The sequence below is a fragment of the Bradyrhizobium sp. WSM1253 genome (assembly GCF_000244935.1).
GTDB lineage: Bacteria > Pseudomonadota > Alphaproteobacteria > Rhizobiales > Xanthobacteraceae > Bradyrhizobium > Bradyrhizobium canariense.
Window position 1 is genome coordinate 221,990 of record NZ_JH600073.1, and the last position, 24,776, is coordinate 246,765.

23 protein-coding genes and 1 tRNA gene are annotated in these 24,776 nt (G+C 64.5%); 16 read left to right on the plus strand and 8 right to left on the minus strand.

Features of this window, described 5'->3' with window-relative positions:
- Positions 1-3: 3 nt before the first annotated feature.
- From BRA1253DRAFT_RS02920 to BRA1253DRAFT_RS02940, 5 genes are all read right to left on the minus strand, one after another.
- The gene (locus BRA1253DRAFT_RS02920) at positions 4-993 is read right to left on the minus strand and encodes a hydroxyacid dehydrogenase (RefSeq protein WP_007590922.1); all 990 of its coding nucleotides are present in this window, start codon (positions 991-993) and stop codon (positions 4-6) included.
- 33 nt (positions 994-1,026) lie between these two features.
- Complete coding sequence (locus tag BRA1253DRAFT_RS02925) at positions 1,027-2,127, minus strand: ABC transporter ATP-binding protein (RefSeq protein WP_007590924.1); 1,101 nt, start codon at positions 2,125-2,127, stop codon at positions 1,027-1,029.
- A gap of 6 nt (positions 2,128-2,133) precedes the next feature.
- On the minus strand, positions 2,134-3,045 hold the full coding sequence (locus BRA1253DRAFT_RS02930) for a carbohydrate ABC transporter permease (protein ID WP_007590926.1): 912 nt from the start codon (positions 3,043-3,045) through the stop codon (positions 2,134-2,136).
- The gene (locus BRA1253DRAFT_RS02935) at positions 3,045-3,983 is read right to left on the minus strand and encodes a carbohydrate ABC transporter permease (RefSeq protein ID WP_007590928.1); all 939 of its coding nucleotides are present in this window, start codon (positions 3,981-3,983) and stop codon (positions 3,045-3,047) included. Before BRA1253DRAFT_RS02935 ends, BRA1253DRAFT_RS02930 begins: the two co-directional genes overlap by 1 nt.
- Before the next feature lie 147 nt (positions 3,984-4,130).
- Positions 4,131-5,471 (minus strand): ABC transporter substrate-binding protein, encoded by a 1,341-nt coding sequence (locus BRA1253DRAFT_RS02940; RefSeq protein WP_007590930.1) that lies wholly within the window; start codon positions 5,469-5,471, stop codon positions 4,131-4,133.
- Positions 5,472-5,948: 477 nt separating this feature from the next.
- On the opposite strand from BRA1253DRAFT_RS02940, the gene BRA1253DRAFT_RS02945 reads away from it, so the two are divergent.
- Complete coding sequence (locus BRA1253DRAFT_RS02945) at positions 5,949-6,734, plus strand: Spy/CpxP family protein refolding chaperone (protein WP_007590931.1); 786 nt, start codon at positions 5,949-5,951, stop codon at positions 6,732-6,734.
- Positions 6,735-6,845: 111 nt separating this feature from the next.
- Positions 6,846-7,223 carry a response regulator gene (locus BRA1253DRAFT_RS02950; RefSeq protein ID WP_007590941.1) on the plus strand — a complete coding sequence of 126 codons (378 nt, stop codon included), beginning with the start codon at positions 6,846-6,848 and terminating at the stop codon, positions 7,221-7,223.
- Positions 7,224-7,285: 62 nt separating this feature from the next.
- Here the strand turns inward: BRA1253DRAFT_RS02950 and BRA1253DRAFT_RS44260 are convergent, their stop codons facing one another.
- The 3 genes from BRA1253DRAFT_RS44260 to glk all read right to left on the minus strand — a co-directional run bounded on the left by BRA1253DRAFT_RS44260 (position 7,286) and on the right by glk (position 8,899).
- On the minus strand, positions 7,286-7,441 hold the full coding sequence (locus tag BRA1253DRAFT_RS44260) for a hypothetical protein (RefSeq protein ID WP_007590942.1): 156 nt from the start codon (positions 7,439-7,441) through the stop codon (positions 7,286-7,288).
- 143 nt (positions 7,442-7,584) lie between these two features.
- Positions 7,585-7,788 (minus strand): hypothetical protein, encoded by a 204-nt coding sequence (locus BRA1253DRAFT_RS02955; protein ID WP_007590943.1) that lies wholly within the window; start codon positions 7,786-7,788, stop codon positions 7,585-7,587.
- 139 nt (positions 7,789-7,927) lie between these two features.
- Complete coding sequence (gene glk / locus BRA1253DRAFT_RS02960) at positions 7,928-8,899, minus strand: glucokinase (protein ID WP_007590944.1); 972 nt, start codon at positions 8,897-8,899, stop codon at positions 7,928-7,930.
- Positions 8,900-9,155: 256 nt separating this feature from the next.
- Here glk and pncA point away from each other — a divergent pair, with 256 nt between their 5' ends.
- The 14 genes from pncA (at position 9,156) to BRA1253DRAFT_RS03030 (ending at position 24,681) form a co-directional block, all read left to right on the plus strand.
- The gene (gene pncA, locus BRA1253DRAFT_RS02965) at positions 9,156-9,794 is read left to right on the plus strand and encodes a bifunctional nicotinamidase/pyrazinamidase (RefSeq protein WP_007590945.1); all 639 of its coding nucleotides are present in this window, start codon (positions 9,156-9,158) and stop codon (positions 9,792-9,794) included.
- 16 nt (positions 9,795-9,810) lie between these two features.
- The gene (locus BRA1253DRAFT_RS02970) at positions 9,811-10,926 is read left to right on the plus strand and encodes an alpha/beta fold hydrolase (RefSeq protein WP_007590946.1); all 1,116 of its coding nucleotides are present in this window, start codon (positions 9,811-9,813) and stop codon (positions 10,924-10,926) included.
- Between the two features lie 149 nt (positions 10,927-11,075).
- The gene (locus BRA1253DRAFT_RS02975) at positions 11,076-13,109 is read left to right on the plus strand and encodes an NAD(+) synthase (RefSeq protein ID WP_007590948.1); all 2,034 of its coding nucleotides are present in this window, start codon (positions 11,076-11,078) and stop codon (positions 13,107-13,109) included.
- Positions 13,110-13,123: 14 nt separating this feature from the next.
- Positions 13,124-13,510: a GrlR family regulatory protein gene (locus tag BRA1253DRAFT_RS02980; RefSeq protein WP_007590950.1), complete on the plus strand. Its 387-nt coding sequence runs from the start codon at positions 13,124-13,126 to the stop codon at positions 13,508-13,510.
- Between the two features lie 109 nt (positions 13,511-13,619).
- Complete coding sequence (locus BRA1253DRAFT_RS02985; RefSeq protein ID WP_007590951.1) at positions 13,620-14,900, plus strand: DUF1236 domain-containing protein; 1,281 nt, start codon at positions 13,620-13,622, stop codon at positions 14,898-14,900.
- A gap of 456 nt (positions 14,901-15,356) precedes the next feature.
- A complete protein-coding gene (locus BRA1253DRAFT_RS02990) occupies positions 15,357-16,172 on the plus strand; it encodes a sugar phosphate isomerase/epimerase (RefSeq protein WP_007590953.1) in 816 nt (271 codons plus the stop codon).
- Between the two features lie 30 nt (positions 16,173-16,202).
- A complete protein-coding gene (locus tag BRA1253DRAFT_RS02995; RefSeq protein WP_007590955.1) occupies positions 16,203-17,840 on the plus strand; it encodes an ABC transporter substrate-binding protein in 1,638 nt (545 codons plus the stop codon).
- Positions 17,841-17,843: 3 nt separating this feature from the next.
- Positions 17,844-18,827: an ABC transporter ATP-binding protein gene (locus BRA1253DRAFT_RS03000; RefSeq protein WP_007590957.1), complete on the plus strand. Its 984-nt coding sequence runs from the start codon at positions 17,844-17,846 to the stop codon at positions 18,825-18,827.
- The gene (locus BRA1253DRAFT_RS03005) at positions 18,824-19,816 is read left to right on the plus strand and encodes an ABC transporter ATP-binding protein (RefSeq protein WP_007590960.1); all 993 of its coding nucleotides are present in this window, start codon (positions 18,824-18,826) and stop codon (positions 19,814-19,816) included. Before BRA1253DRAFT_RS03000 ends, BRA1253DRAFT_RS03005 begins: the two co-directional genes overlap by 4 nt.
- Positions 19,816-20,745, plus strand: a complete 930-nt coding sequence (locus BRA1253DRAFT_RS03010) for an ABC transporter permease (protein ID WP_007590961.1) — start codon at positions 19,816-19,818, stop codon at positions 20,743-20,745. Before BRA1253DRAFT_RS03005 ends, BRA1253DRAFT_RS03010 begins: the two co-directional genes overlap by 1 nt.
- 13 nt (positions 20,746-20,758) lie before the next feature.
- A complete protein-coding gene (locus BRA1253DRAFT_RS03015; protein WP_007590963.1) occupies positions 20,759-21,619 on the plus strand; it encodes an ABC transporter permease in 861 nt (286 codons plus the stop codon).
- Positions 21,620-21,900: 281 nt separating this feature from the next.
- Complete coding sequence (gene ilvD / locus BRA1253DRAFT_RS03020; protein WP_007590964.1) at positions 21,901-23,751, plus strand: dihydroxy-acid dehydratase; 1,851 nt, start codon at positions 21,901-21,903, stop codon at positions 23,749-23,751.
- A 229-nt stretch (positions 23,752-23,980) separates the two neighbouring features.
- The gene (locus BRA1253DRAFT_RS03025; protein ID WP_035992652.1) at positions 23,981-24,304 is read left to right on the plus strand and encodes a hypothetical protein; all 324 of its coding nucleotides are present in this window, start codon (positions 23,981-23,983) and stop codon (positions 24,302-24,304) included.
- Between the two features lie 287 nt (positions 24,305-24,591).
- Positions 24,592-24,681 (plus strand) — tRNA-Ser (locus tag BRA1253DRAFT_RS03030).
- Positions 24,682-24,776 lie beyond the last annotated feature (95 nt).

Sequence of the window (24,776 nt, forward strand, 5' to 3'; positions counted from 1 at the left end):
AGCTCAGCCCAGGACATCCTGATTGATGATGTTCTGCCGGATGGGATCGCCGTCCAGCACACTCAGGATGTTGCGCGCGGTCTGCTCGCTCATCCGGCTCACCGCCTCGACCGTGACGCCGGCGACATGCGGGGCCATGATGACGTTGGGCAGCGCGAACAGCGCGTTGCTGACCGGCGGCGGCTCGACCTCGAACACGTCGATGCCGGCACCGGCGAGCTTGCCCGAGACCAGTGCGTCATACAGCGCCGCTTCCTTCACGATGCCACCGCGCGCGGTGTTGATCAGATAGGATTTCGGCTTCATCCGGCCGATCCTGTCAGCATCGAACAGGCCGACGGTCTCTGGCGTCTTCGGGCAGTGGATGGTGACGAAATCGGCGTGCGGCAGCGCGGCATCGAGATCGGCGACCGGCTCGCAGCCTGCTGCTTTGATCTCTGTGGCGGGCTTATAGGGATCATAGACCTGCACATTCATGTCCATCGCCAGGCAGCGCTTGGCGGTGCGGGTGCCGATGCGGCCGAAGCCGATGATGAGGACGGTCTTGCCGTAGAGATCGAACGGCAGCATGCCGAGGCGGTCGGCCCATTTGCCGTCCTTGACGCAGGAATGCATCTCCTGCGCGCGTTTTGCCAGTGTCAGCATCATGAACAGCGCCTGCTCTGCGACCGAGGGCGAGTTCGCGCTGCCCGCGACCATCAGCGGCACCTTGCGGCGGGAGAGGGCTGGTACGTCGACGGCGTCGTAACCGACGCCGATCCGGGTCACCACCTTCATGTCCTTCGAGGCTTCGAGCTCGGTCTCGCCGAAAGCGGTGGCGCCGAGCGCCACGCCATGGACCGGCGCGTGGCTCTTCAGCAATGCCTCGAAATCCCTGGCGGAGATCAGGTTCGGAAACTCGATGAGCTCGATGTCATCGCGCTGGGTGAGGAGGGCGCGGGCGCCTTGCGACAAAGTTTGCGTGACAAAGATTTTCTTCTTGTTGGTCGACATCGTCCCTACCTGCGCGAGTTTCTTGGCCGGCCGTCACAAGACGACGCCGGTCGCCTCGTTTAGCAGGTGCATATTGTTGAGGTCCATTGCCAAACGCATGGGTGCCCCGTCCTTGGCGCCCGCATTGGGATCGACGCGGCCGCAGACGGGCGTGCCTTCCAGTCCGAAATAGACCAGCGTCTCCATCCCCATCGGCTCGGTGACGTCAAGCACGGTGTCGAAGGTCTCGACACCCGGCTCCAGATGCGCATGCGATTCCGTGAGATGTTCGGGACGGATGCCGAGCAACAGGTTTTCAGATCGAGGCAGTGCGCTGTAACGGGCGGCGCGGGCCGGCGGCAACGGGAATGAGATGCGGTCCGTCAGGCGGATGTTGAGCTTGCCGCCGACCTCCTCGAGCCGGCACGGAATGAAGTTCATCGCCGGCGAGCCGATGAAGCCCGCGACGAAGCGCGTCGCCGGCTTGTGGTAGAGCTCGTTCGGCGTGCCGATCTGCTCGATCCGACCCTTGTTCATCACCACCACGCGATCGGCCAGCGTCATCGCCTCGACCTGGTCGTGGGTGACGTAGACCGTCGTGGTTCGGACCTTCTGGTGCACCTTCTTGATCTCGATCCGCATCTGCACGCGCAGCTTGGCGTCGAGATTGGACAGCGGCTCGTCGAACAGGAAGACTTTCGGGTTGCGCACGATGGCCCGCCCCATGGCGACGCGCTGGCGCTGGCCGCCGGAGAGCTGCTTCGGCTTGCGGTCGATCAGGTCGGTGATGTCGAGGAGGCGGGCGGCCTCGGTCACCCGCGCCTTGATCTCGGCCTTGGGATAGTGCTTGAGCCGCAGCCCGAACGACATGTTCTCCGCGACCGTCATGTGCGGATAGAGCGCGTAATTCTGAAACACCATTGCGATGTCGCGGTCCTTTGGCGGCACGTCGTTGACGACGTCCCCGCCGATCATGATGTCGCCGTCGGTGATGTCCTCGAGCCCCGCGATCATCCGCAACGTCGTCGACTTCCCGCAGCCGGAGGGGCCGACGAGCACGATGAACTCATGATCGGAGATGTCGAGATCGATGCCGCGTACCGCCTCGACGTCGTCGTAACGCTTGATCACTTTCCGCAACGCAACCTCAGCCATAAGACATCAACCCTTTGTCGCGCCGGCGGTCAGGCCGGCAATGTAATAGTCCATCAGGAAGGCGTAGATGACCAGCGGCGGGGCTGCGCCCAGCAGCGCGCCGGTCATGATCTGACCCCAGTTGAAGACGTCGCCCTTGATCAGCGTGGTGGTGATGCCGACCGGCAGCACGAGCTGGTCGATGGATGTCGTGAACACCAGCGGATAGAGGAACTGCGCCCAGGACACGGTGAAGGCGAAGATGGTCGCTGCGATCAGGCCGGGCAGGGCAACGGGGATGAAAATCCGCGTCAGGGTCTGCAGCCAGGAGGCGCCGTCGATCAGAGCCGCCTCGTCCAGCTCCTTCGGGATCGAGGCGAAATAACCGATCATGATCCAGGTGCAGAACGGCACGGTCAGCGTCGGATAGATGAACACCAGCACGTACCACCGGTTGAGCAGGGGGATGCCGGTGAACTCCTGGACGGTCGCGAGCACCTTGAACAGCGGAATGAACAGAAGGCTGTCCGGAATGAGATAGGTCAGGAACACGCCGGTCGCGAGCGTCGCCGAGCCCCAGAACTTCATCCGCGCCAATGCAAACGCCGCCGGAATGCTGATCAACATCGTCACGATCACGACCACGATCGAGATCATCGACGAATTCCAGAAGAATCGCAGGAACTGGTTCGAGGTCAGTAGCTCGACATAATTCGAGAGGGTCGGATGAAATACCCACCACGGATTGGTGGCGGCCGAGATCTCCGCGCTGCTCTTGAGCGAGGTGATCAGCATGTAGATCGGCGGGATCAGAAAGAAGATCGCAAACAGCACCAGGAAAAAGTAGGACCAGCGCAGCGCCCAGATGCGGTCGCGGCTCATGCTTCGAAGCTTGACCTTGCGTGTCGGTCCGGCCTTGTCGATTGCGAGCGTGCTCATCAGGCTTCGTTCCCACGTTTGTTGACATCGCGCAGGATGAAGACCGCTGCGACGGCGAGGATCGGCACCATGAACAGCGAGACGCAGGCGCCGAGCGGAATGTCGCTGCTCTGGATGCCGACCTGGAACGCCCAGGTGGCGAACAGGTGCGTCCGGTCGAGCGGACCGCCGGAGGTGAGGATGCGCACGATGTCGAAATTGGCGAAAGTGACGATCAGCGAGAACAGCGTGGTGATGGCGATGATGTTGCGCATCATCGGCAAGGTGATGTGCCAGATCTTCTGCCACCAATTGGCGCCGTCGATTGCTGCGGCTTCGTAGAGCTGATCGGGTACGGATTTCAACGCGGCCAGGTACATGATCAGGAAGAACGGCGCGCCGTACCAGACGTTGACGAGGATGACGGAGAAACGCGCCCAGAAGGTATCACCGAGCCACGGGATGGGACCGATGCCGAAGAACGAGAGCGTATAGTTGAAGGCGCTGTAGGAGGGGTCGAACAGCCACAGCCATGCCAGCGTGCTCATCGCCGGCGGGATCACCCAGGGCACCAGCAGCATGCCGCGCCATTTACGTTGCTTCTTGCCGGGAATGTTGTGGACGAAATGCGCGACGATGAAGCCGATCAGCGCTTTGAAGACCACGGCGGTGATCGCAAAAATGCAGGACTGTCTCACCACCATCCAGAACGTTTCGCGCTTGAACAGGAAGGTGAAGTTGCTGAGGCCGACGAACTTCGTCATCGCCTTGTTCAGCGTCGCCAGGTAGACCGAATAGAAGGCGGGATAAAGCACGAGCAGGGCGATCAGGAGGATCAGCGGCAGCGTCAGGAAGAACGCTACGGTCGATTTCCGTCCCATTGCATTGCGCAGGCTCGCCCGTTTGCGCGGGCTCGCAGCTCGAGCGGGACGGCCTTGCTCAACGACGACATCGGCCATGAATTTAGCCTCTTTGCAGGACACCTAGCAGGACATCTGGAACGGCGAAGCCGGCGCTGCCGTCGGCTTCGTTCGGCAAGCGGCTCGAGCGAGGGGTGCCTCGGCTGCTCACGCGCGAAGCGTGAACCGCCATGGCACATACCCCGCTCAGGTCCGCATGAAGCCTTCGCACTCGCCCTCGGCCCAGGCGAGCGCCGTCTCCAGCTTCTCTCCCTGCGCAAAGCGCAGCGCCATCTTGGTCAGCGTCGCCTGGAAGTAGATCTGCTGGGCGATCTTCGGCGGCGCCGGAGACGCGGCGATCGACATCGTCTGCTGCTTGTAGGGATCCGGATAGTGGAAGAGCGTGCCCTTCGGCGGCCCTTCCTCGGCCCAGGTCTTGAACTTCGTCATGTTCGCGTAGGCCGGGAGATCGTACCCGCCGCTCGCCGCGACGAACTTCTCGATCGCCGCTGGCGAGGACAGGTGAACGAGCAAGCTCTTGGCCGCTTCCTTGTTCTTGCCAAAGGCCCAGACGCCCCAGAAGTATGGCAGGAAGGGCGCAAAACGGCCCTTCGGACCGGACGGGAAGCCGTGCGTCCAGCACTGTTCGGCGACTTGCGGTGCGTCGCGCTTGGCGACCGCCCAGGCGCTCGGCGGATTCAGGATCATCGCGCCGCGGCCTGAGATCAGCCATTTGTTGTTGGAGGCATCGTCCCAGGACGGCGCGTCGGTGGGCAGGACGGCGATCAGCTTCTTGTAGAATTCGAGCGCCTGCCGCACCGCGTCGGTCTTGACGGTGATATCGCCCTTGGCGTTGACGAGCTCGGCGCCGAACGACTGGAAGATCGCGCCGGCAGTGTCGACGCTGTCGGTGGTCTCGCCGAGACCGATGCCGAAGGGGAAGCCGGCCTTGTGGCAGGCCTCGGCCGCCTTCAGGAACGTCTCCATGGTCCAGTTGTCCGCCTTCGGCGGAGCGCCGACCGGATACATCTCCTGCACGTCGATGCCGGCGTGTTTCTTCATCAGATCTATGCGGGAGCAGGGGCCCTTGATCTGGCTTCCCGGCGTCGCGGGCACTGCGAGCCATTTGCCGCCCGACCGCCCGAGATATTTGACGGTGTCGTTCACCTCGCCGTTCTGCTTGATGAGCGGCTCCATGACGTCGTTGAGCGGTTCGAGATTCTCGGAATAAGCGTGCGGCCACCAGCTCGGCATCTGGAGAATGTCGTGACCGGACTTGGCCTGGGCTTCGGCCGCTGCGGTCAGCTCGATCTTCTTGTTGTTGCTGGTGATGTAGTCGATCGAAACCTCGACCTTCTCCTTCTCGCCCCATTCCTTGACGAGAGCGGTCGAGGCATCGTTGGCGCCGGGCACCCAGTGGTCCCAGAAGCCGATCGAAAGTTTGCCGGCAGCGTAAGCGCCTCGGACATAGGGCGCCGCGATCAGCGCCGTGGAGGACATTGCAGTGGCAGCCACAAATTGACGTCGCGTCAGTGTCTTGCGTGACATCTCGTTTCCTCGCTTGGGTGTTTTATTGTTCTGGCGTTTCCTCTGAACTCTTCCGAGTTCTGCTTTCTTTTTGAAAGTTTCTTGTTCGACGTTTCTTATTGATGCCGTCGGCTTCGAAGGCAAATTGGTAGCGCGATCAGATCATGATTGATTGCGTCTGTCGAGAAAACCGAACGACTTGCGCCTAGAACTAACGTTGTGTCCGGGAAGGTGGCAGTGCCCTCGATGTCCTGCGCAGGCCATGAACCACGATCGGTCATTTTGCGACGCACACTTTGCGCCGACCTGCCCGGCCGATGCATGCGCAATTACGCCGCAGTTTCGAATAAGCCTGCATAAGCGCCTCGGGCCAAACACTTTTCGGGCGTGGATAGCAATTGTCGGTGGCTAGACCTCGAAGCGGTGAAAACGATAGAGTTGCAACTGGCGAGTGGTTCTCACCCCCAACAGCCTAATCAGATCGAGATGGAGACCAGAATGATCAACCCGGCGCCGCTCGCGCGGCTTAACCTGCGACGATGGTTCGCGCTGGGGTCCGTTTTCGTGTTGCTGCTCGGCGCAGCCGCGGTGGCGAACGCTCAGGGCCTGGTCAAAGGGGTTCAGGAAGGAGCGGCGGCCGGGAACAAGGCGGCAGGTCCGGTCGGCGGCGTGCTTGGCGGCGCGATCGGCGGTGTGGTCGGCGTTTTCACCGGCGTGCTCGGCGTTGGCAATAATGGCAATCAGGCGCCTGCAGCCAAGGATGCGAGCAAGGACGCAAGCAAGGATGCGGCCAAGGACGCCAAGCAGGGCGCCGGCAAGGACAAGGATGCCAAGAGCGCCAAGGCGGGCAAGGGCGCCAAGGCGAGCAAGGAGGCGAAGAACGCTCCGCAGGATGTCACGGTCCTGACCCAGACCGGCGCGCCGCAATTGACCGCCGACCAGATCGTCACCAACAGCGACTCCTATATTGAGCGGATCAAGACCGAACTGAACCTCACGCCCGAGCAGGAGAAGCACTGGTACGGATTCTCGAGCGCCATGCACTACCTCGGGCATAACGGTGCTGAGCGGCTCAACCTGCGGGTTGCGCGCGCCAAGCGGGATCCTCCCGACGACATCGTCGAGCAGATGCGCAACGAGGCCCAATTCCTCATCGACCGCGCTGCCGACCAGCGCAATGTCGCCGACGCCGCCGAGCCCCTCTATTCGAGCCTCGATGACAAGCAGAAGCAGGTCTTCGTACAGGAGATGGTGCGGCTCAGCCACGAACGAGGACTGGATTGATCAAGTTGAATCGGATCGGGCGTGTCCGAATTAACGGCCCCCGCCACGAATTCGTGAATCCTCTTCGCGATTCGGTTATGATTAGCTTCGGAAGCTGATTGCGGGGTTGATATGGCGGACGGACTCTCCGTTTTCCTGGTCGAAGACGAGACGTTGATCCGGATGATGATGGCGGACATGGTGGAGGAACTCGGCCACCACGTCGCCGCGGAAGCGGACAATGTGCGGGACGCCAGTGCTTTCGCCATGACCGCGCAGTACGATCTTGCGATCCTCGACATCAATCTCAAGGGGGTCTACGTCGATCCGGTCGCCGACCTGATCGAGCGTCGCGGCAAGCCGTTTTTGTTCGCCACGGGCTACGGTCCGGAGCTGCTGCCGTCCTTGCTCCGACGGCGGCCGATCCTGCGCAAGCCGATTTCGATCGATCAGCTCAGGGCGATGATCGATTCGATGTTTCCGGAAGCGGCAGCGAAGACGCCGCACTGAGACCAAAACAAAAATGGCCGCCCGTCAGGGGCGGCCATTTCGCAACGGAATTTGTTGCGGTCTCACATCAGGCCGGCGCCGAGATCGATGCCGCGCGCCATCAGGCCGAACGAGGCGACCAGGCCCGTGCAGCAAAACAGCAAGATGGTCTTGAATGAAGAATCGGCCAAACGGGTTTCGATGGTGGCCGGCATCGCGGCGATCGAAATCATGCTCATGTTCATTCCCCCCTTTGTTGCCCCTGAATTGGATCAGGTGAGGGAACTCCTAGAGCAAAAAGTTTGACGCGAGCTTTCGAGGGATCGTTAACGAAATGGCAATTGATGCCGCGTTTGCGGGCACCGTAGCGCAATCACTCGTTTCACTGGCGCCCGTTCTTTAGCACGGTAGCGATGGTGTGGGCCGTCATGGCGGCGCGGTCCGAAGCGCGCTGGGCGGCGAGGCGGTCACGCGCCTTTTCCTCGATCAAGAGCTCGATCAGGGCCAGCCGCTTGCCATCGTCGTCCGCCTCGAGCAGCAGGCGGTGATAGCGGTGATAGTCGAAACCCAGATCCTGCTTACGCATGTCACGCCCCCGCAACTACGCCACACACAAGCCAGGATTGTTTCTCATCCGGGACGTGCGCGCAAGCACGATCCCGCGTCGCGCGCGCGTGCTCGTTAATCAGCTGTGAATTACTGGGCGCGAACGGAGGCGCGCGCCGTTAAGGCTGGTTGTGCTCGGCGAACATCTTGAGGCCGAGGAAACTCGCATCGGGTTTGGTGACCAGCCGGGTCGGGATGTTGCGCAGATAGTCCTGGAAGCGTCCCTTGGCTTCGAAGCGCGCCCGGAATGCGGAAGCTGCAAGGAAGTCGGGAAAGCGCGGCACGATTCCGCCGGCGATATAGACGCCGCCGCGTGCGCCGAAGGTCACCGCGAGATTGCCCGCGACCGAGCCGAGAATGGCGCAAAACATCTCCAGCGTTTTGCGGCTGAGCTCGCAACTGCCTTCCAGGGCGGCCTTCGTGATGGCGGCAGCATCGCGATGCGGCACCTGAGCGCCGTCAATCTCGGCCACCGCCTCGTAGAGGCTTTGCAGGCCGGAACCGGACAACGCGCCACGCTCGATGGAGACATGGCCGAGGCGTCGGCGCATGCAGGCGATGACGCGTTCCTCGCGCTCGTCCTCCGCCGGCAGGGTCGCGTGGCCGGCCTCAGTGACGACCGCCAGTCGTGCGCCATGGCGCTCGACCAGGCAGGAAACGCCAAAGCCGGTTCCTGGGCCGACCACCAGCAACGGCTCTCCGGGAAGGCCATCTTGCCCGCCGAGCGGGATCAGGTCGGCGGGCTGCAGGGCGGGCAGGGACCAGGCCACCACCTCGAAATCGTTGAGCACATGGACGCTGTCGAAGGCGAAGGCCGGCTGGAGCTCGTTGCCGTCGATGACCCAGGGGCTGTTGGTCATGACGCAGCGGTTGTTGGTCACCGGGCCCGCCACGGCCAGCACGGCCCTTGGGGGCGGTAGGCCGTGGCAGCGACGCGCGAGAACATCGGCAATGGCTTCCCGGACGGTCGGGAAGTCTGCCACTTTGACGTAGTCGATCGGTCCGGTCTGGTCGCCCTGACTGAGCGCGAAGCGCGCATTGGTGCCGCCGATATCGGCGAGAAGAATCTGTCCTGTCTTGCCGATGGTCATGTGCGTATGGCTGCCGCAGCCCTTCCGGCTGCGGGAACCGCTTCCTCCGCTCTATCCGATCGCAAGACGCGAACGGCTGTCAGAATCCGTCCCCGGGTGGATCTAGTCAACACGCATCAGCCCAAACCGTTGCATCCCGGTCCCGACGGGGTGCATTCGCGCATATCGCCGCACCTTGTCGGTGGTTGCGAAGCAGCGCGGGAAGATCGACACTGGCGGCGTGGCCTTCGGCGCCGGTCGCGCGGGATGGCCTGGAATGGACCTTGCGATGAAGATTTCCGACCGCGACGTGCTCCTGGTCATCGACGTGCAGAACGATTTTTGCACGGGCGGGGCGCTCGCCGTGCCCGGCGGCGAGAAGGTTGTCCCCGCCATCAATCGGATCGCCCAAAAATTCGCCAATGTGGTGCTGACCCAGGACTGGCATCCCCGCGATCATGTCTCCTTTGCCCCGAACCATACGGGCAAACAGCCGTTCGAGACCATTGCGCTTGACTATGGCGTCCAGGTGCTCTGGCCGAGCCATTGCGTGCAGGGCACGGCCGGTGCTGAATTTCATCGCGATCTCGACGCCACTCGCGCAAATCTCGTGGTGCGGAAGGGGTTTCGGCGCGGCATCGATTCCTATTCGGCGCTGTTCGAGAACGACAGGAAAACGCCGACCGGCCTGCTCGGATATTTGCGCGAACGCGAGTTGAACACCGTCTTCGTCGCCGGCCTCGCGTTCGACTTCTGCGTCCGCTTCTCGGCGGAGGATGCCCGCAAGGCGGGGTTCGAGGTCGCAGTCATCGAGGACGCCTGCCGCGGCATCGATCTCGGCGGCTCGGTGGCCGCGACCCATCAGAGTTTTCGGGAGCGCGGTATTTCGCTCGTCAGCTTCGAGGCCTTCCTGTGAGGACCGTGAGATAGCCATGGCGGAGAAGACCGGCAAACAGCAGCGCGCACCGGGCCCGGTCCCGGATGACCCGCTGCTGTGGCCGTTCGCAGCAGCTCGGCTTGCCATGGACGCCTGCTTCGGATGGCTCGACCGCGGTGCGCCGGAGCAGGCCGACAGCAGTCTGCCGTGGACCACGCCCAACTCCGTCGCGCTGGAGCTTGCGACCATGCGCCTGCGCGATTGCACGCGGACGGGGTCCGGCCAGCCGGCACTGGTCTGCGCGCCCTATGCGCTGCACCGGGCCCTGATCGCCGACTTCGCGCCCGGCCACAGCGTGGTGCAGTCCCTGCAAAATGGCGGCATCGACCGGGTCTATCTCACCGACTGGCGCTCGGCCGCACCCGACATGCGCTATCTCTCGATCGACAGCTATCTCGGCGATCTCAACGTCGCCGTCGACGAGATCGGCGCCCCGGTCGATCTCGTCGGCCTGTGCCAGGGTGGCTGGCTGTCGCTGCTCTATGCGGCGCGCTTTCCCGCCAAGGTGCGGCGGCTGGTGCTGGCAGGCGCGCCCGTCGACCTCTCGATCGAGTCCAGGCTGTCGCAGCTCGCCCGCAACGCGCCGGAGATGGTCTATGACCAGCTCGTCGCCCGCGGGGGCGGCAATGTCAGCGGCGAGGAGATGCTGCGTGTCTGGTCGAAGGCGCCGAGCTGCGACGACATCGCGACGGCGCTGCAGAGCGACCTCTTCGGCGAGGAGGGTGCGGCGCTGCTGGCACGCTTCGAGCGCTGGAACGCCGAGCCTCTCAATCTGCCCGGCACCTATTATCTCGAGATCGTCAACTGGATCTTCCGAGAGAACCGGATCGCGCGCGGCCAATTCACGGCACTCGGCCGCGTGATTGATCTGAAGGACGTCAAGGCGCCGGTCTTCCTGCTGGCTGGACTCGATGACGACGTTGTGCCGGCTGCGCAGGCGCTCGCCACCGCCGGCTTGCTCGGCACACCATCGGCCTTCATTGCGGCGGCCTCCGAGCCCTGCAACCATCTTGGCCTGTTCATGGGCGCGCGGACCCACGCCCATGCCTGGCCCCGGATCGCCGAATGGCTGTGCGACGATCTGCCTGGCATGCTGGTGCGCAGAGCCTGACACCGCCTCGAAGGGCCAGGCGTCGGGCAGCGAAGCTGCAAATCCGTTATGCATGCCGTTGAATGGCCTGCACGGGGCCATGTCGATGGGTTAAATGGAGTCCAGAGCTGGCGGAGGCCGGTCGCGACGAGACAAAGGGACTGTGCTCGATGAGTTTCCACTCGATCTATGCCCACGGATTTGCGCGCGTGGCGGCCTGCGTCACCACCTCTCATGTGGCCGATCCCACGGCAAACGCGACGGCGGTTCTGGCGGCGGCGAAGGACTGCCACGAGCAGTCGGTGGCGGTTGCCGTGTTTCCCGAGCTGTGCCTGTCCGGCTACGCGATCGAAGATCTCGTGAAGCAGGATCCGCTGCTCGATGCGGTCGAGCGCGGGCTTGTGGCCATCGTCGAGGCATCCTCGGCCCTGATGACCATCCTGATCGTCGGCGCGCCGCTGCGCTTTGGCAATCGGATCTACAATTGCGCGGTCGTCATCCATCGCGGCAAGGTCCTGGGCGTCGTGCCCAAGAGCTACCTGCCGACCTATCGCGAATTCTACGAAGGACGGCATTTCGCCTCTGGCGCCGGCATCGTCGGAGAGATGGTCGGCTTTGGCGGGCTGCATGCTCCGTTCGGTGTCGACCTCCTGTTCGCGGCCGAGGACGTTCCGGGCCTGACCATCGGCGTCGAGATCTGCGAGGACATGTGGATCCCGGTGACGCCGGCCTCCGAGCTCGCACTCGCGGGCGCGAGCGTGCTGATCAATCTCTCGGGCAGCCCGATCACGATCGGTCGCGCCCGCTCGCGCGCGCTCTTGTGCCAATCGACTTCGGCGCGCTGCCTCGCGGCCTACGTCTATTCCGCCGCCGGGGCAGGGGAATCGACCACGGATCTGGCCTGGGACGGCCAGACCTCGATCTACGAGAACGGCGTGCTGCTGGCCGAGGGGGAGCGGTTCCGCCAGGGCGGCCAGATCACGTTGGCCGACGTCGATCTCGACCTGCTCAGGCAGGAGCGCGCGCTGATGGGAACCTTCGACGACAACCGCCGACAGCGCGAGGGTTTCTTCCGGAAAGTCAGCTTCGCCTTGAAGCCGCCGGCCGCCGATATCGGCTTCCTGCGCAAGGTCGAGCGCTTTCCGTTCGTGCCGAGCGACGAGAGCCTGCTCGAGCAGGACTGCTATGAGGCCTACAACATTCAGGTCGCGGGCCTGGTCCAGCGTATGCGCGCGACAGGCACCAAGCGCGTCGTCATCGGCGTCTCGGGCGGGCTCGATTCCACCCACGCTTTGATCGTCGCCGCCAAGGCGGTCGATTTGCTTGGCCTGCCGCGCGAAAACATTCTCGCCTACACCATGCCGGGCTTTGCCACCGGCAGCGAGAGCAAGACCAATGCGCTGGCGCTGATGAAGGCGTTGCAGACGAGTTGGCAGGAGCTCGACATTCGCACCACGGCGACGCAAATGCTGAAGGACATCGGCCATCCCTTCGGCAAGGGCGAGAAGGTCTACGACGTCACCTTCGAGAATGTGCAGGCGGGCCTGCGCACGGACTATCTGTTCCGGCTCGCCAATCATCACGGCGGCATCGTGATTGGCACCGGCGATCTCTCCGAGCTTGCACTGGGCTGGTGCACCTACGGCGTCGGCGACCAGATGGCGCATTATAACGTCAATGCCGGGGTGCCGAAGACGCTGATCCAGCATCTGATCCGCTGGGTGATTGCTTCCAAGCAGTTCAGCGACGACGTCAACCAAACGCTTGGATCGATCCTGTCGGCGGAAATCTCGCCGGAGCTGGTTCCGGCCGAGCCGGGCGAGAAGCCACAGAGCACGGAAGCTTCCGTCGGTCCCTACGAGCTCCAGGATTTCAACCTGTTCTACACGCTGCGGTTCGGCATGCGGCCATCCAAGATCGCGTTCATGGCGCTGCAGGCCTGGAAAGACGTTGCTCAGGGCGAATGGCCGCCGGCATTCCCGACCGATAAGCGCAAGGCCTATGACCTTCCCGAGATACGCCGCTGGCTGGAGGTGTTTCTGCGCCGCTTCTTCGCTTTCAGCCAGTTCAAGCGCTCGGCGATGCCGAACGGCCCCAAGGTTTCGGCCGGCGGCTCATTGTCGCCGCGCGGTGACTGGCGCGCGCCGTCGGATTCGAGCGCGGCGGCGTGGCTTGAAGATCTCGAACGGAATGTGCCGGTTTGAACGGGAGATGAGCGATGTCGGCCGGCGATGAGCCCGAGCAGGGCGCCAACCCACAGAAGGTCCTCAACGGCCTCTACATCTTTGAGATTGAGATGCGCGACGGCAAGCGCGGCCAGGCCAAAGGCGTCGTCGTGCTCTGCGATGGCCGCATCATGGGCGGTGACAGCTATTTCTATTACACCGGCAGCTACACCTTCCGGAACGGGAAATGGCGCGGCGACATGACCGTCAATCAGCACACCGAGGCCGTCGGCAAGCCACTCGCGTTCGGCGGCAGGGAAGTGACCTGCGGCTTTTCGGGCGACTACTCCGCCGACGGCGCCGAGGTCGAAGGCATGGCGCTGGTTGGCAAGACCAGCGTGACATTCACGGCGCGGCTCACGCTGAAGGACCCGATGTGAGACCCGCCTGAGATGTGAGACCGCGTGATCAGCCCTCGTTCCTGATCAGGAACCTTCGCACCCACAGAACGTTCGCGTCTGTTGTTGCGAATTTCCGAGGAGAGGGACCATGCGCAAGCACTTGATGTTATCGACCGCAGCTATCGGACTGATGCTTGCTTCCGGCTTCGCCTACGCCCAGGCGCCCGGTGAGCGAAGGGACGAGCCGAGACGGACCGAGGAGCCGGCGAAAGGCGCCGCACCGCAACACGGCGGCGGCCAAGAGCGTGTTCAGGAGCGTGCTCAAGAGCGCGCGCAGGGCGCCCAGGAACGATTGCAGGGCGCGGGCCGCGAGGAGAAGGGCGGCGCTGCCAGGCAGGACGCGAGTGACGATAAGCGCCAGCCGGCCAGTTCTGCCGAGCGCAACCAGCCGAAATCGAAGGATCAGGCGCAAGAATCCCGCGAGCCCTCGCGCGATCGCAACCGCGATGCCGAGAGCACGAAACCCGGACGCGACAGCAAGAGCAGTGCTGAGACGAAGCAGGACAAATCCGCGCAGCAGAAATCAACGGCAGAGTCCGAGAAGTCCAAGTCAGGCACGTCTAGCCAGCAGAACGAGCGCACGGGTGCCGCAGCCAACCAGAACGAGCGCAACCAGACCCAGCCGCCGCGCAACGCGGCCGAGCAGCAGCCGCCGGCGCAGCAGAACAACCGGCCGGCCACCGCGACCGACACGAACCGGACGGCCCCGACCAACAATGCGCAGAGCGCACCTGCCAGTTCGGGCACGCAGACCAACCAAGCCAACCAGACCACGCAGACCAACACGCAAGCCAATCAGCAGGCGCAGGTGACCTCCGAGAAGCAGGTGCGGATTTCTGAAACGGTGAGCCGTGCACGCCTGGCGGAGCCGGAGCGCAATCTGAACATTTCGATCCGGGTCGGCGAGACCATTCCCTCGCGCGTGCGCCTTCACAGGCTTCCGCCCGAGATCGTCTCGATCGAGCCCGAATATCGCGACTACGAATATTTTGCGACCGGCGATGACGTCGTCATTGTGGAGCCGCGGACGCATCGCATCGTGAGCCAGGTGCCCCGCGATCCGTCGCGAGCACGTGCGCAAATGAGCGGCGGCACCTCATCGGGCATGGCTGCGGCAGGAGGGAGCGCGGCCGGGGGCAGCAATGTGAACTGCCAGATCATGCGGCGTGACGCCTCGGGCAATGTGGCCCAGGCAGAGCCCTCGACCGTAGGCTCGACCGCGCGAACCGATTCTCTGAGCGTGACTGTCCAGATGCCCGGCGGCGGCTCGTCCGCGCCGATCGCCCTCGGCGCTCCCGCGGGCAACATCGTGGTCGCGACGCAAGGGCAGGGCGACTGCACGGTGACGATCGAGCCCCAGACGCGCTAGCGCCCGTGTCGGCATAACGACGCCAAAACGACTTCGCGCCGCACGGCTGATCAAGCCGGCGGCGCGAAATCACGTTCAATCTAGAAAGTCCCGAGGTCCGGAGTGCCTAGGAGTCCGGACCTCGTAACCTTGCCCCAGCCTTTGATCCCCCCGCCCCATGTGGTCCCCCAACCCCATGTTGCGCGATCAGAGGGTGATGCCCTTGGAAGGCCGCCGATCGATGTCCCGCGATGTACGCGACATCAGAATAGGATTCCATTCCGGATCACTACGGATTTCATCGCGCTTGATCCGAGCGCAGATGCATGCGTCTGCACTCGCCGCTGCCTGAATTCGATGCACGCGATCGCGGGGATGTCCACATCTCCTCAGCGCTGCGGAACCTGCATTTCACCGGCCTGTCATTGAACTGGTCTAGCGCTGCTCCCGTCATTGTTGACGGCCGAGGAGCAAGCCATGTCGAAGCCGGTACTGGGCGCCGCATTGTCCATCAAATCGATCCCTGCCCATCGCGACTGGCTTCTCGAACGGCAGCGCGATCTCGAAATTCAGGATTTTTTTCGCGCGGACTTGCTCGACGGCGACTGGCGAAGTGCTGCTAGCGAAATCAAGCAGATGCTCTCAGGTCACACCGGCCGGCTCGGCATCCACGGACCGTTCTGGGGCTTCGCGATCGGTAGCCACGACCCGATGATCCGCCAAGTCGTGACGAAACGCCTGCTTCAGGGCCTCGAAGCCGCCGAGTTTCTCGGCGCGACGCAGATGGTGATCCATTCGCCATTCACGACCTGGGACCACAACAACCTCGACCTCTATCCAGATAATCGCGGCAATCTCGTCGAACGCGTCAAGGCGACACTCGCCGAGGTGATCGTGCGCGCCGAAACCATCGGCTGCGAGATCGTCATCGAGAACATCGAGGACAAGGATCCGCGCGATCGCGTGCGTCTCGCCAAGGCGCTCGAAAGCAGCAAGGTGCGCGTCTCCCTCGACACCGGCCACGCCAACTACGCGCACATCTCCACCGGCGCGCCGCCGGTCGACTACTATGTCGAGACCGCCGGCGACATGCTGGCGCATGTGCATCTCCAGGATACCGACGGCTTTGCTGACCGGCATTGGGCGCCGGGCGAGGGCAACATCCCGTGGATCGCCGTGTTCCGCGCGCTGGGCCGGCTGACCTCAAACCCCCGACTGATCCTCGAACTTCGCAACCACGACGACGTCCGCGCTGGCGCAGCCCATCTGGCCGCGCTCGGTCTCGCCGAATAGCCGACAAAAAAACCGGCAGGGGTTATCATCATGAGCAAACTCACGCGCCGTACCATCCTGAAGTCCGGCAGCATTGCCGCAGGCACGCTGCTGCTGCCGCGCTTTGCGATCGGGCAGGCCGACAACCGTCCCTCGGTCACCATCGCGGTGCAGAAGGTGACGAATTCGAACGTGCTCGACGTGCTGCGCGAGCAGTCCAATGTCGGCGAGCGGGTGTTCTTCTCCTCGATCTGGGAAGGCCTGATCTCCAAGAACTGGCGCGGCAGCCTTGAGGCCGTGCCGGGGCTTGCCACCGAGTGGCGCCGTATCGACGACCAGACTGTCGAGGTGAAGCTGCGCCAGGGCGTCAAATTCCACAATGGCGACGAGCTGACGGCGGAGGACGTCGTCTTCACGTTCAGCCGCGAGCGCATGTTCGGTGAGACCGAGGCCAAGAGCCGCAGCACCATCCAGGCCTTTGAGAAAATTCCGACGCCGCGGCCGGGCAAGGAACTGCCGCCGGACGTTCCGGCGGTTGCACGCCGGATCTGGCCGGATCTCGTCCGCGTCGATGCCGTCGATAAATACACCGTGCGCTTCTACAACGCGACGCCCGACGTCACGATCGAGGGTCGGCTGTCGCGCTACGGCTCAGATATCGCGAACCGCCGCGCCTGGGCTGAATCCGCGAGCTATCTCGACTGGGCGCGCAAGCCTGTTACCACCGGGCCCTACAAGGTTGTCGAACTCAAGCCCGACGTGTCGCTGACGCTGGAAGCCCACGACGAATATTGGGGCGGCCGTCCACCGCTCAAGCGCATTCGCTTCCTCGAGGTCCCGGAGGTCGCGAGCCGCATCAACGGGCTGCTGTCGGGCGAGTACCAGTTCGCCTGCGACATCCCGCCGGACCAGATCGCGGGCATCGAGAAGAACGCGACCTTCGAAGTGCAGGGCGGCACCATCCTCAATCATCGTCTGACCGTATTCGACAAGAACCACGCCCAGCTCGCCAATCCGCTTGTAAGGCGCGCCTTCACCCATGCGATCGACCGCCAGGCGATCGTCGACAGCCTGTGGGCCGGTCGCACCCGCGTCCCGAAGGGGCTGCAGTGGGAGTTCTACGGCGACATGTTCAATGCCGATTGGAACGTGCCGGCCTACGATCCCAAGCTGGCGCAGGAGCTGCTGAAGCAGGCCAACTACAAGGGCGACCCTATTCCGTATCGCCTGCTCAACAATTACTACACCAACCAGGTCGCGACCGCGCAAGTGCTGGTCGAGATGTGGAAGTCGGTCGGTCTCAACGTCCAGATCGAAACCAAGGAGAACTGGTCGCAGATCATGGAACGTGCGCCGACGCGCGCGGTCCGCGACTGGTCGAACTCGGCCGCCTTCAACGATCCCGTATCGTCGCTGGTTGCCCAGCACGGCCCCAACGGCCAGCAGCAGCAGATCGGCGAGTGGACAAATGCCGAGCTGAACACGCTCTCGGAGTTCCTGGAAACCTCGATCGATCGTGCCGCCCGCAAGAAGGCGTTCCGCCGCATGCTGGAGATCGCCGAGCGCGAAGACCCGGCCTATACGGTGCTGCACCAGAACGCGACCTTCACGGCCAAGCCGAAGTCGATCAAGTGGAAGGCGTCGCCCGCCTTCGCGATGGATTTCCGCGCCGGCAATTTCGAGGCCTGATCGGTGGCGCCGCTGATCAGCATCAAGGACCTCAGCGTCGCCTTCCACGGCGTGCCGGTCCTGCGCGGTGTCGATCTCGCCTTGCACAAGGGCGAGGCGCTTGGCCTCGTCGGCGAGTCCGGATCGGGCAAGTCGGTGACGTGGCTTGCGGCACTCGGCCTGTTGCCGCGGAATGCCCGCGTCTCGGGCTCCGTTCGTCTCGACAGTCGCGAGATCCTCGGTGCGCCCGCCGCCGAGCTCGACCGTATCAGGGGCGGGCGCGTCGCCATGATCTTCCAGGATCCCGCGAGCGCACTCAATCCCGTGCTGACCATCCGCAAGCAGCTCTGCGAGTCCTTGGCGCTGCATCGCGATATCTCGGGTGGCGCGGTGAAAGCGGAAGCGCGGCGGCTGCTCGATCTGGTCGGCATTCCCGACGCGACGCGCAGGCTCGAAGCCTATCCGCACGAATTTTCCGGCGGCCAGGTCCAGCGCATCATGATCGCGATGGCGCTCGCCGGAAATCCAGACCTGCTGATCGCGGATGAGCCGACTACGGCGCTCGACGCCACGATTCAGGCGCAGATTTTAGAACTGCTCTCGACTATCCGCCGCGAGATGGGCATGGCGATGGTCCTGATCAGCCACGATCTCGGCGTGGTCGCGGAAAACTGCGACCGCGTGGCCGTGATGTATGCGGGCCGCATTGTCGAGGAGGCGCCGGCGAACCAGCTCTTCGCCGATCCCGTCCATCCCTATGCGCAGGGCCTGATCGGTGCGCTGCCGCCGCTCGACGGACCGAGGCGCCGCCTGACCGCCATTCCCGGAACGGTGCCCGATCCCGCGAGCATGCCTGATGGCTGTGCCTTCGCGCCGCGTTGTGCGCTGGCAGAAGCGCCGTGCGGCATTGTGGCTCCAAGCCTCGCGCCGATCGCGGAGGATCGCGCCGTGGCCTGCATCCGCGCCGAGGCTTCGCGTCGCGCACTGCTCGGGATCGCCGCCGAATGAGCCGTCCGCTCGTCGAAGTGTCCTCGATTTCGCGCAGTTATAGCATGCGCTCCGGGATGTTCGGCCGAAGTGCCGCCATTCATGCAGTCGATGGCGTGTCGCTGACGATTCCCAGGCGCGAGACGCTGGGCCTCGTCGGCGAGTCCGGCTCGGGAAAGTCGACCACCGGCCGCATCGTGCTCGGCCTCGAGCCGCCGGATCACGGCGAGGTGCGGTTCGACGACAAGCCGATGGCAACGCCCGGAACGACCGCATGGCGTGCGCAACGCGCGCACATGCAGATGATCTTCCAGGATCCGCTGGGGGCGCTGGACCGGCGGTTGCCGGTCGCCGCCCAAATCCGTGAGCCTCTGGACATTCACGGTCTCGGGACGCCCCTCGAGCGCGAGGAGCGGGTCCGCGAATTGCTGCGCGCGGTCGAACTGACACCCGCACATGGTGCGCGCTATCCGGGTGCGCTCTCCGGCGGACAGCGCCAGCGCATCGTGCTGGCGCGGGCGCTGGCGACAAAGCCGGATTTCCTGGTCTGTGACGAGCCGGTCAGCGCGCTCGACGTCTCGATCCAGGCGCAGGTGGTGAATCTGCTCGCCGATCTCCAGGCGCAGCTTGCGCTGACCTTGCTCTTCATCAGCCACGATTTGCGGGTCGTGCGGCAGATCAGCAATGTGGTGGCCGTGATGTATCTCGGCCGCATCGTCGAGATCGGGTGCGCCGATGATCTGTTCGCGCGGCCGGAGCACCCGTACACGCAAGCACTGGTCTCGGCATCGCCCGCGCCGGGCCGCCGCAGCGCAGGCCGCATTGTGCTGGCAGGCGATCCGCCGAACCCGGCGGCCCGTCCTCAAGGCTGCGCCTTCCATCCGCGCTGCCCGCGCACGATCACGCGTTGTGCAAGCGAGGTACCAGCGCTGTCCAACGTCGGCGGCAACAGGCAGGTCGCCTGTCATCTCGTGACCGGGCCGCAAGTCGAGACGCGGGACGCGGCCTGATGGGACGCTATTTCGCCATTCGGATCGGACGCGCGGCGTTGACGATCGTGCTTGTCGTCACCTTCGCCTTCGTGGTGCTGCGTCTCTCGGGCGATCCCGCGCTGATGATTTTGGGACCGGAAGCGCCGCCGGAAGTCCTCGCCGCCTTCCGCAAGGCGTGGGGGCTCGATGATCCCATCTGGTTTCAGTATCTCGACTATTTTGGCGCGATCGCCAAAGGCGAGCTCGGCCGTTCCATGCGTGACGGCCGGCCTGCGATCGAGCTTGTGCTGGAGCGGATTCCGGCAACCCTGGCGCTGACGCTGCCGGCCTTCGCATTCAAGGTCGCGCTCGGCATTCCCGCCGGCATCTACGCGGCGCTGCACCGTGGCTCGGGAATCGACCGCGCGGTGATGATGACGGCGGTCGCCGGCTTCACCGTGCCGAGCTTCGTGCTGGCGCTGCTGCTCGTGCTGGTTTTTGCCGTGCAGCTCGGCTGGCTGCCCTCGGGCGGGCAGGACAGCTGGCGTCATGCCGTCCTGCCGATCGTGACACTCAGCCTTGGCGGCGCCGCGGTGCTGGCGCGATTCACCCGCAGCGCCATGCTGGAGGTGCTGGGTCAGCCCTATATCCGCACCGCCTCGGCGAAGGGCGTGCCGTGGCGAAAAGTCGTGACGTCGCATGCGCTGCCGAACGCGGCGATCCCGACCGTCACCATACTGGGCTTCATGGTGGGCACGCTGATCGCGGGCGCGGTCGTGGTCGAGAGCGTGTTTTCGTGGCCGGGGGTAGGTCGCCTGCTCGTCGTCGCCGTCGCCAACCGCGACCTCGCCGTCGTGCAGTGCATCCTGTTGCTGGTGGCGATGACCATGGTCACCTCGAACCTGATCGTCGACTTCCTCTACGGCTTCCTCGACCCGCGGCTGCGCGCCAAGGGGGCGCACGCATGAAGGGAGCGCATGCATGACCGACGCCACGCTGAAGGACACGTCGGCCCGCCGCCGCATCAGTCTCCCGGCGATCCCGGTCTCGGTCGCCATCGCGATCGGCTGGATCGTCGCGATGCTGGTGATCGCGGCCTTCGCCGAGAAGATCGCCCCCTACGGCTATACCCAGCTCGACCTGCGCAATCGTCTCGCTGCGCCCGGCAATGTCGCGCACTGGCTCGGCACCGACGAGCTCGGCCGCGACGTGCTGTCGCGGCTGCTCGTCTCGATCCGCATCTCGCTCCTGATCGCCTTCGGCGCGACGGCCATTTCAGCCATCGTCGGCACCACGCTCGGCTTCCTCGCCGCGCATTTCCGCGGACCGGTCGAGCAGCTTGTCCTGATGCTGTCCGACTTCCAGGCCAGCATGCCCTTCCTGATCATGGCGCTCGCGGTGCTCGCCTTCTTCGGCAATTCGCTGCCGCTCCTGATCGGCCTGATGGGATTTTTCGGCTGGGAGCGTTACGCCCGCATCGCGCGGGGACTTGCCATTTCCGCCAATGCGCAAGGCTATGCCGCAGCGGTCCGCCAGCTCGGGGCGACGCCGGCGCGGATTTACCTCCGGCATATCCTGCCCAACATCGCCTCGACCCTGATCGTGTCGACCACGCTGGTCTTTCCCGAGGTGATCCTGATGGAGTCGGGCCTGTCGTTCCTCGGCCTGGGCGTGCAGCCGCCGATGACCAGCCTCGGCAACATGGTCGGCTACGGCCGCGAGTACCTGACCCGGGCACCGTGGATCATGCTGGCGCCGGCCACCACCATCGTGGTGACCACGCTGGCGGTCTCCGTGATCGGCGACTGGCTGCGCGACCGGCTCGATCCCGAGCTGCAATAGGACTTCAGCTCTCGTGTCCCGGACGCGCGAGGCGCGAGCCGGGACCCAGGAAGCCATAGCACTCGCTGCCAGATGGGCCCCGGCTCTGCAGCGCACCGTCGAAGAGACGCTGCGCTGCGTCCGGGGCAGGTGAGAGAGCCCGCGCCGGGAGCAGGGGAGCCCTGTCCGGCCCAAGTTCCCGTTGCGCGCGTTCCCCCCGTGCGCTATCCGGCCGGAAAGGCCTGAGGCGGCTTCGAAAATTTGCCCCGCCCGGCCGGCCAAACCCGAGGACGGAAACCGCCATGCCAGCCTATCGCTCCCGCACCACCACCCACGGCCGCAACATGGCGGGCGCCCGCGGCCTCTGGCGCGCAACCGGCATGAAGGATGGCGATTTCGGCAAGCCGATCATCGCGGTGGTCAATTCCTTCACCCAGTTCGTGCCCGGCCACGTCCATCTCAAGGACCTCGGCCAGCTCGTCGCCCGCGAGATCGAGCAGGCCGGCGGCGTGGCGAAAGAGTTCAACACCATCGCGGTCGACGACGGCATCGCGATGGGCCATGACGGCATGCTCTACAGCCTGCCGTCGCGCGAACTGATCGCCGACAGCGTCGAGTACATGGTCAACGCCCATTGCGCCGACGGCATGGTCTGCATCTCCAATTGCGACAAGATCACGCCCGGCATGCTGATGGCGGCGCTGCGGCTCAACATCCCCGCGGTGTTCGTCTCGGGCGGACCGATGGAGGCCGGCAAGGTCACGCTGCAGGGCAAGACCAAGGCGGTCGACCTGATCGATGCCATGGTCGCCGCCGCCGATTCCAAGGTCAGCGACGAGGACGTCAAGGTGATCGAGCGTTCGGCGTGCCCGACCTGCGGCTCGTGCTCGGGCATGTTCACCGCCAATTCGATGAACTGCCTCACGGAAGCCCTCGGCCTTGCGCTCCCCGGCAATGGCACGGTGGTCGCGACCCATGCCGATCGCAAGCGCCTGTTCGTCGAGGCCGGCCACACCATCGTCGACATCGTGCGCCGCCACTACGAGCAGGACGACGCCTCTGTGCTGCCGCGCAATGTCGCGAACTTCAAGGCGTTCGAGAACGCGATGACGCTCGACATTGCGATGGGCGGCTCGACCAACACCGTGCTGCATCTGCTCGCCGCCGCCCATGAAGGCGAGGTCAAGTTCACCATGCAGGACATCGACCGCCTGTCGCGGCGCGTGCCCGTGCTGTGCAAGGTCGCACCGTCGGTCGCCGACGTGCATGTCGAGGACGTCCATCGCGCCGGCGGCATCATGGGCATTTTGGGCGAGCTCGATCGCGCCGGCCTGATCGACACCTCGGTCTCGACCGTGCACGCGCCGACCATGAGGGACGCGCTGGAGCGCTGGGACATCAAGCGCTCGAAGAGCGAGTCTGTCCGCACCTTCTTCCGGGCCTCGCCCGGCGGCATCCCGACGCAGGTCGCGTTCAGCCAGGAGCGTCGTTACGACGAGCTCGATTCCGACCGCGAGAAGGGCGTCGTCCGCAACCTCGAGCACGCCTTCAGCAAGGACGGCGGTCTTGCCGTGCTCTACGGCAACCTCGCGCAGGACGGCTGCATCGTGAAGACCGCCGGCGTCGACGCCTCGATCCTGAAATTCTCCGGCCCCGCCCGCGTGTTCGAGAGCCAGGACGCGGCCGTCGAAGGCATTCTGGGCGGCAAGGTCGTCGCCGGCGAGGTCGTGGTCATCATCTATGAAGGCCCGCGCGGCGGCCCCGGCATGCAGGAGATGCTGTATCCGACCAGCTACCTGAAATCGATGGGGCTGGGCAAAGCCTGCGCGCTCGTCACCGACGGACGCTTCTCGGGCGGCTCGTCGGGCCTGTCGATCGGCCATCTGTCGCCGGAAGCGGCCGAAGGCGGCAACATCGGTCTCGTCAGGACCGGCGATCGCATCGCCATCGACATCCCGAACCGCAGCATCACCCTCGATGTCTCCGACGAGGAGCTGGCCAAGCGCCGCGCCGCGGAAGAAGCGAAGGGCGACACCGCCTGGCAGGCGATCGGCCGCAAGCGCAACGTCTCGACCGCGCTTCAGGCCTACGCCGCGCTCACCACCAGCGCCGCGCGCGGCGCGGTGCGCGAGGTGAAGCGGCGCTCGAAGTAGCAGCGTCTCGTGCGCGCGTGATCGCACGCGCCGCGCATGGTCAACAAGTTCTGAACGGCCGGCGCAAGCCGGCCGTTTGCATTAAGGATGCCTCGACGAACTTCGGCAAAGCAAGGGTTTGCCGCGTATACTGATGCGACCTTCGCAAATCCATTCGGGCAATTGGGGCACCACAATAATGTCTCGCACTCTCGCTGTCGTTTTCTCGACCGTCGTCGCTGCGATTTCCATGACGAGCGCAGCCTCCGCCGGCTGCTACAATTGCTACACGCCGCCGCCGTGCACGACCTGCTACCAGCAGCAATATGTGCAGCCGCAATACCGCACCGTCGACGAGACCGTGATGGTGTCGCCAGGCGCCGTCGTGGCGCACCGCGCGCCGGCGCAGTACCGCACCGTGATGGTGCCGCAGACCGTGATGGTGGCGCCGCCCAGCGTCCAGTACGAACGCATCCCGCCCCAATACGCCACGCGCCAACGCGTCGGGATGGTCCAGCCGGGCTATTCCTATTACGCCCCGGTGCAGATGGGCTGCGCGTCCTGCGGGTACTGAGCCGGCGAAGCTATGAAGAATTCAAGCGGCGCTCCCAACGGGGCGCCGTTTTGCTTTTGAGGGCAGCAAACGAGGCCTGGAAACGGAAGCGACACCAAACCGGGCCTCGCAACCGGCGACGCCCTGGGAGATGTCGCCAGTGTCCGGGATGGCTGAGGCGTACAGGCTAAGGGAACAGGCTAACGCTCGCCTGACAGACCGTGTGCGGCCGAGGGGTTTCGGGTCCGGCGCCAACTTCGCGTTGCCATGCGCCGTCGACTACGTTAAGCGACAGCCATTCCGGGTTTGGAAGGGTGGCCGAGTGGTTTAAGGCACCGGTCTTGAAAACCGGCGTGCCCGCAAGGGTACCGTGGGTTCGAATCCCACCCCTTCCGCCAGTATATTGTTCGCCACTGTTCGCGACCGTTCGGAATCCCCAACCAAATCAACCGACTGCTCGGAAACGCTGTACTAGCGTGTTCGCAGATGTTCT

Coding starts and splice junctions, on each gene's coding strand:
- BRA1253DRAFT_RS02920 (WP_007590922.1), bottom strand. CDS start 993: ATGTCGACCAACAAGAAGAAAATCTTTGTCACGCAAACTTTGTCGCAA.
- BRA1253DRAFT_RS02945 (WP_007590931.1), top strand. CDS start 5,949: ATGATCAACCCGGCGCCGCTCGCGCGGCTTAACCTGCGACGATGGTTC.
- BRA1253DRAFT_RS02980 (WP_007590950.1), top strand. CDS start 13,124: ATGTCGGCCGGCGATGAGCCCGAGCAGGGCGCCAACCCACAGAAGGTC.
- BRA1253DRAFT_RS02950 (WP_007590941.1), top strand. CDS start 6,846: ATGGCGGACGGACTCTCCGTTTTCCTGGTCGAAGACGAGACGTTGATC.
- BRA1253DRAFT_RS03015 (WP_007590963.1), top strand. CDS start 20,759: ATGACCGACGCCACGCTGAAGGACACGTCGGCCCGCCGCCGCATCAGT.
- BRA1253DRAFT_RS03010 (WP_007590961.1), top strand. CDS start 19,816: ATGGGACGCTATTTCGCCATTCGGATCGGACGCGCGGCGTTGACGATC.
- glk (WP_007590944.1), bottom strand. CDS start 8,899: ATGACCATCGGCAAGACAGGACAGATTCTTCTCGCCGATATCGGCGGC.
- BRA1253DRAFT_RS02995 (WP_007590955.1), top strand. CDS start 16,203: ATGAGCAAACTCACGCGCCGTACCATCCTGAAGTCCGGCAGCATTGCC.
- BRA1253DRAFT_RS02925 (WP_007590924.1), bottom strand. CDS start 2,127: ATGGCTGAGGTTGCGTTGCGGAAAGTGATCAAGCGTTACGACGACGTC.
- BRA1253DRAFT_RS02985 (WP_007590951.1), top strand. CDS start 13,620: ATGCGCAAGCACTTGATGTTATCGACCGCAGCTATCGGACTGATGCTT.
- BRA1253DRAFT_RS02970 (WP_007590946.1), top strand. CDS start 9,811: ATGGCGGAGAAGACCGGCAAACAGCAGCGCGCACCGGGCCCGGTCCCG.
- BRA1253DRAFT_RS02930 (WP_007590926.1), bottom strand. CDS start 3,045: ATGAGCACGCTCGCAATCGACAAGGCCGGACCGACACGCAAGGTCAAG.
- BRA1253DRAFT_RS02940 (WP_007590930.1), bottom strand. CDS start 5,471: ATGTCACGCAAGACACTGACGCGACGTCAATTTGTGGCTGCCACTGCA.
- BRA1253DRAFT_RS03025 (WP_035992652.1), top strand. CDS start 23,981: ATGACGAGCGCAGCCTCCGCCGGCTGCTACAATTGCTACACGCCGCCG.
- BRA1253DRAFT_RS02975 (WP_007590948.1), top strand. CDS start 11,076: ATGAGTTTCCACTCGATCTATGCCCACGGATTTGCGCGCGTGGCGGCC.
- BRA1253DRAFT_RS02990 (WP_007590953.1), top strand. CDS start 15,357: ATGTCGAAGCCGGTACTGGGCGCCGCATTGTCCATCAAATCGATCCCT.
- BRA1253DRAFT_RS44260 (WP_007590942.1), bottom strand. CDS start 7,441: ATGAGCATGATTTCGATCGCCGCGATGCCGGCCACCATCGAAACCCGT.
- BRA1253DRAFT_RS02935 (WP_007590928.1), bottom strand. CDS start 3,983: ATGGCCGATGTCGTCGTTGAGCAAGGCCGTCCCGCTCGAGCTGCGAGC.
- ilvD (WP_007590964.1), top strand. CDS start 21,901: ATGCCAGCCTATCGCTCCCGCACCACCACCCACGGCCGCAACATGGCG.
- BRA1253DRAFT_RS02955 (WP_007590943.1), bottom strand. CDS start 7,788: ATGCGTAAGCAGGATCTGGGTTTCGACTATCACCGCTATCACCGCCTG.
- BRA1253DRAFT_RS03005 (WP_007590960.1), top strand. CDS start 18,824: ATGAGCCGTCCGCTCGTCGAAGTGTCCTCGATTTCGCGCAGTTATAGC.
- pncA (WP_007590945.1), top strand. CDS start 9,156: ATGGACCTTGCGATGAAGATTTCCGACCGCGACGTGCTCCTGGTCATC.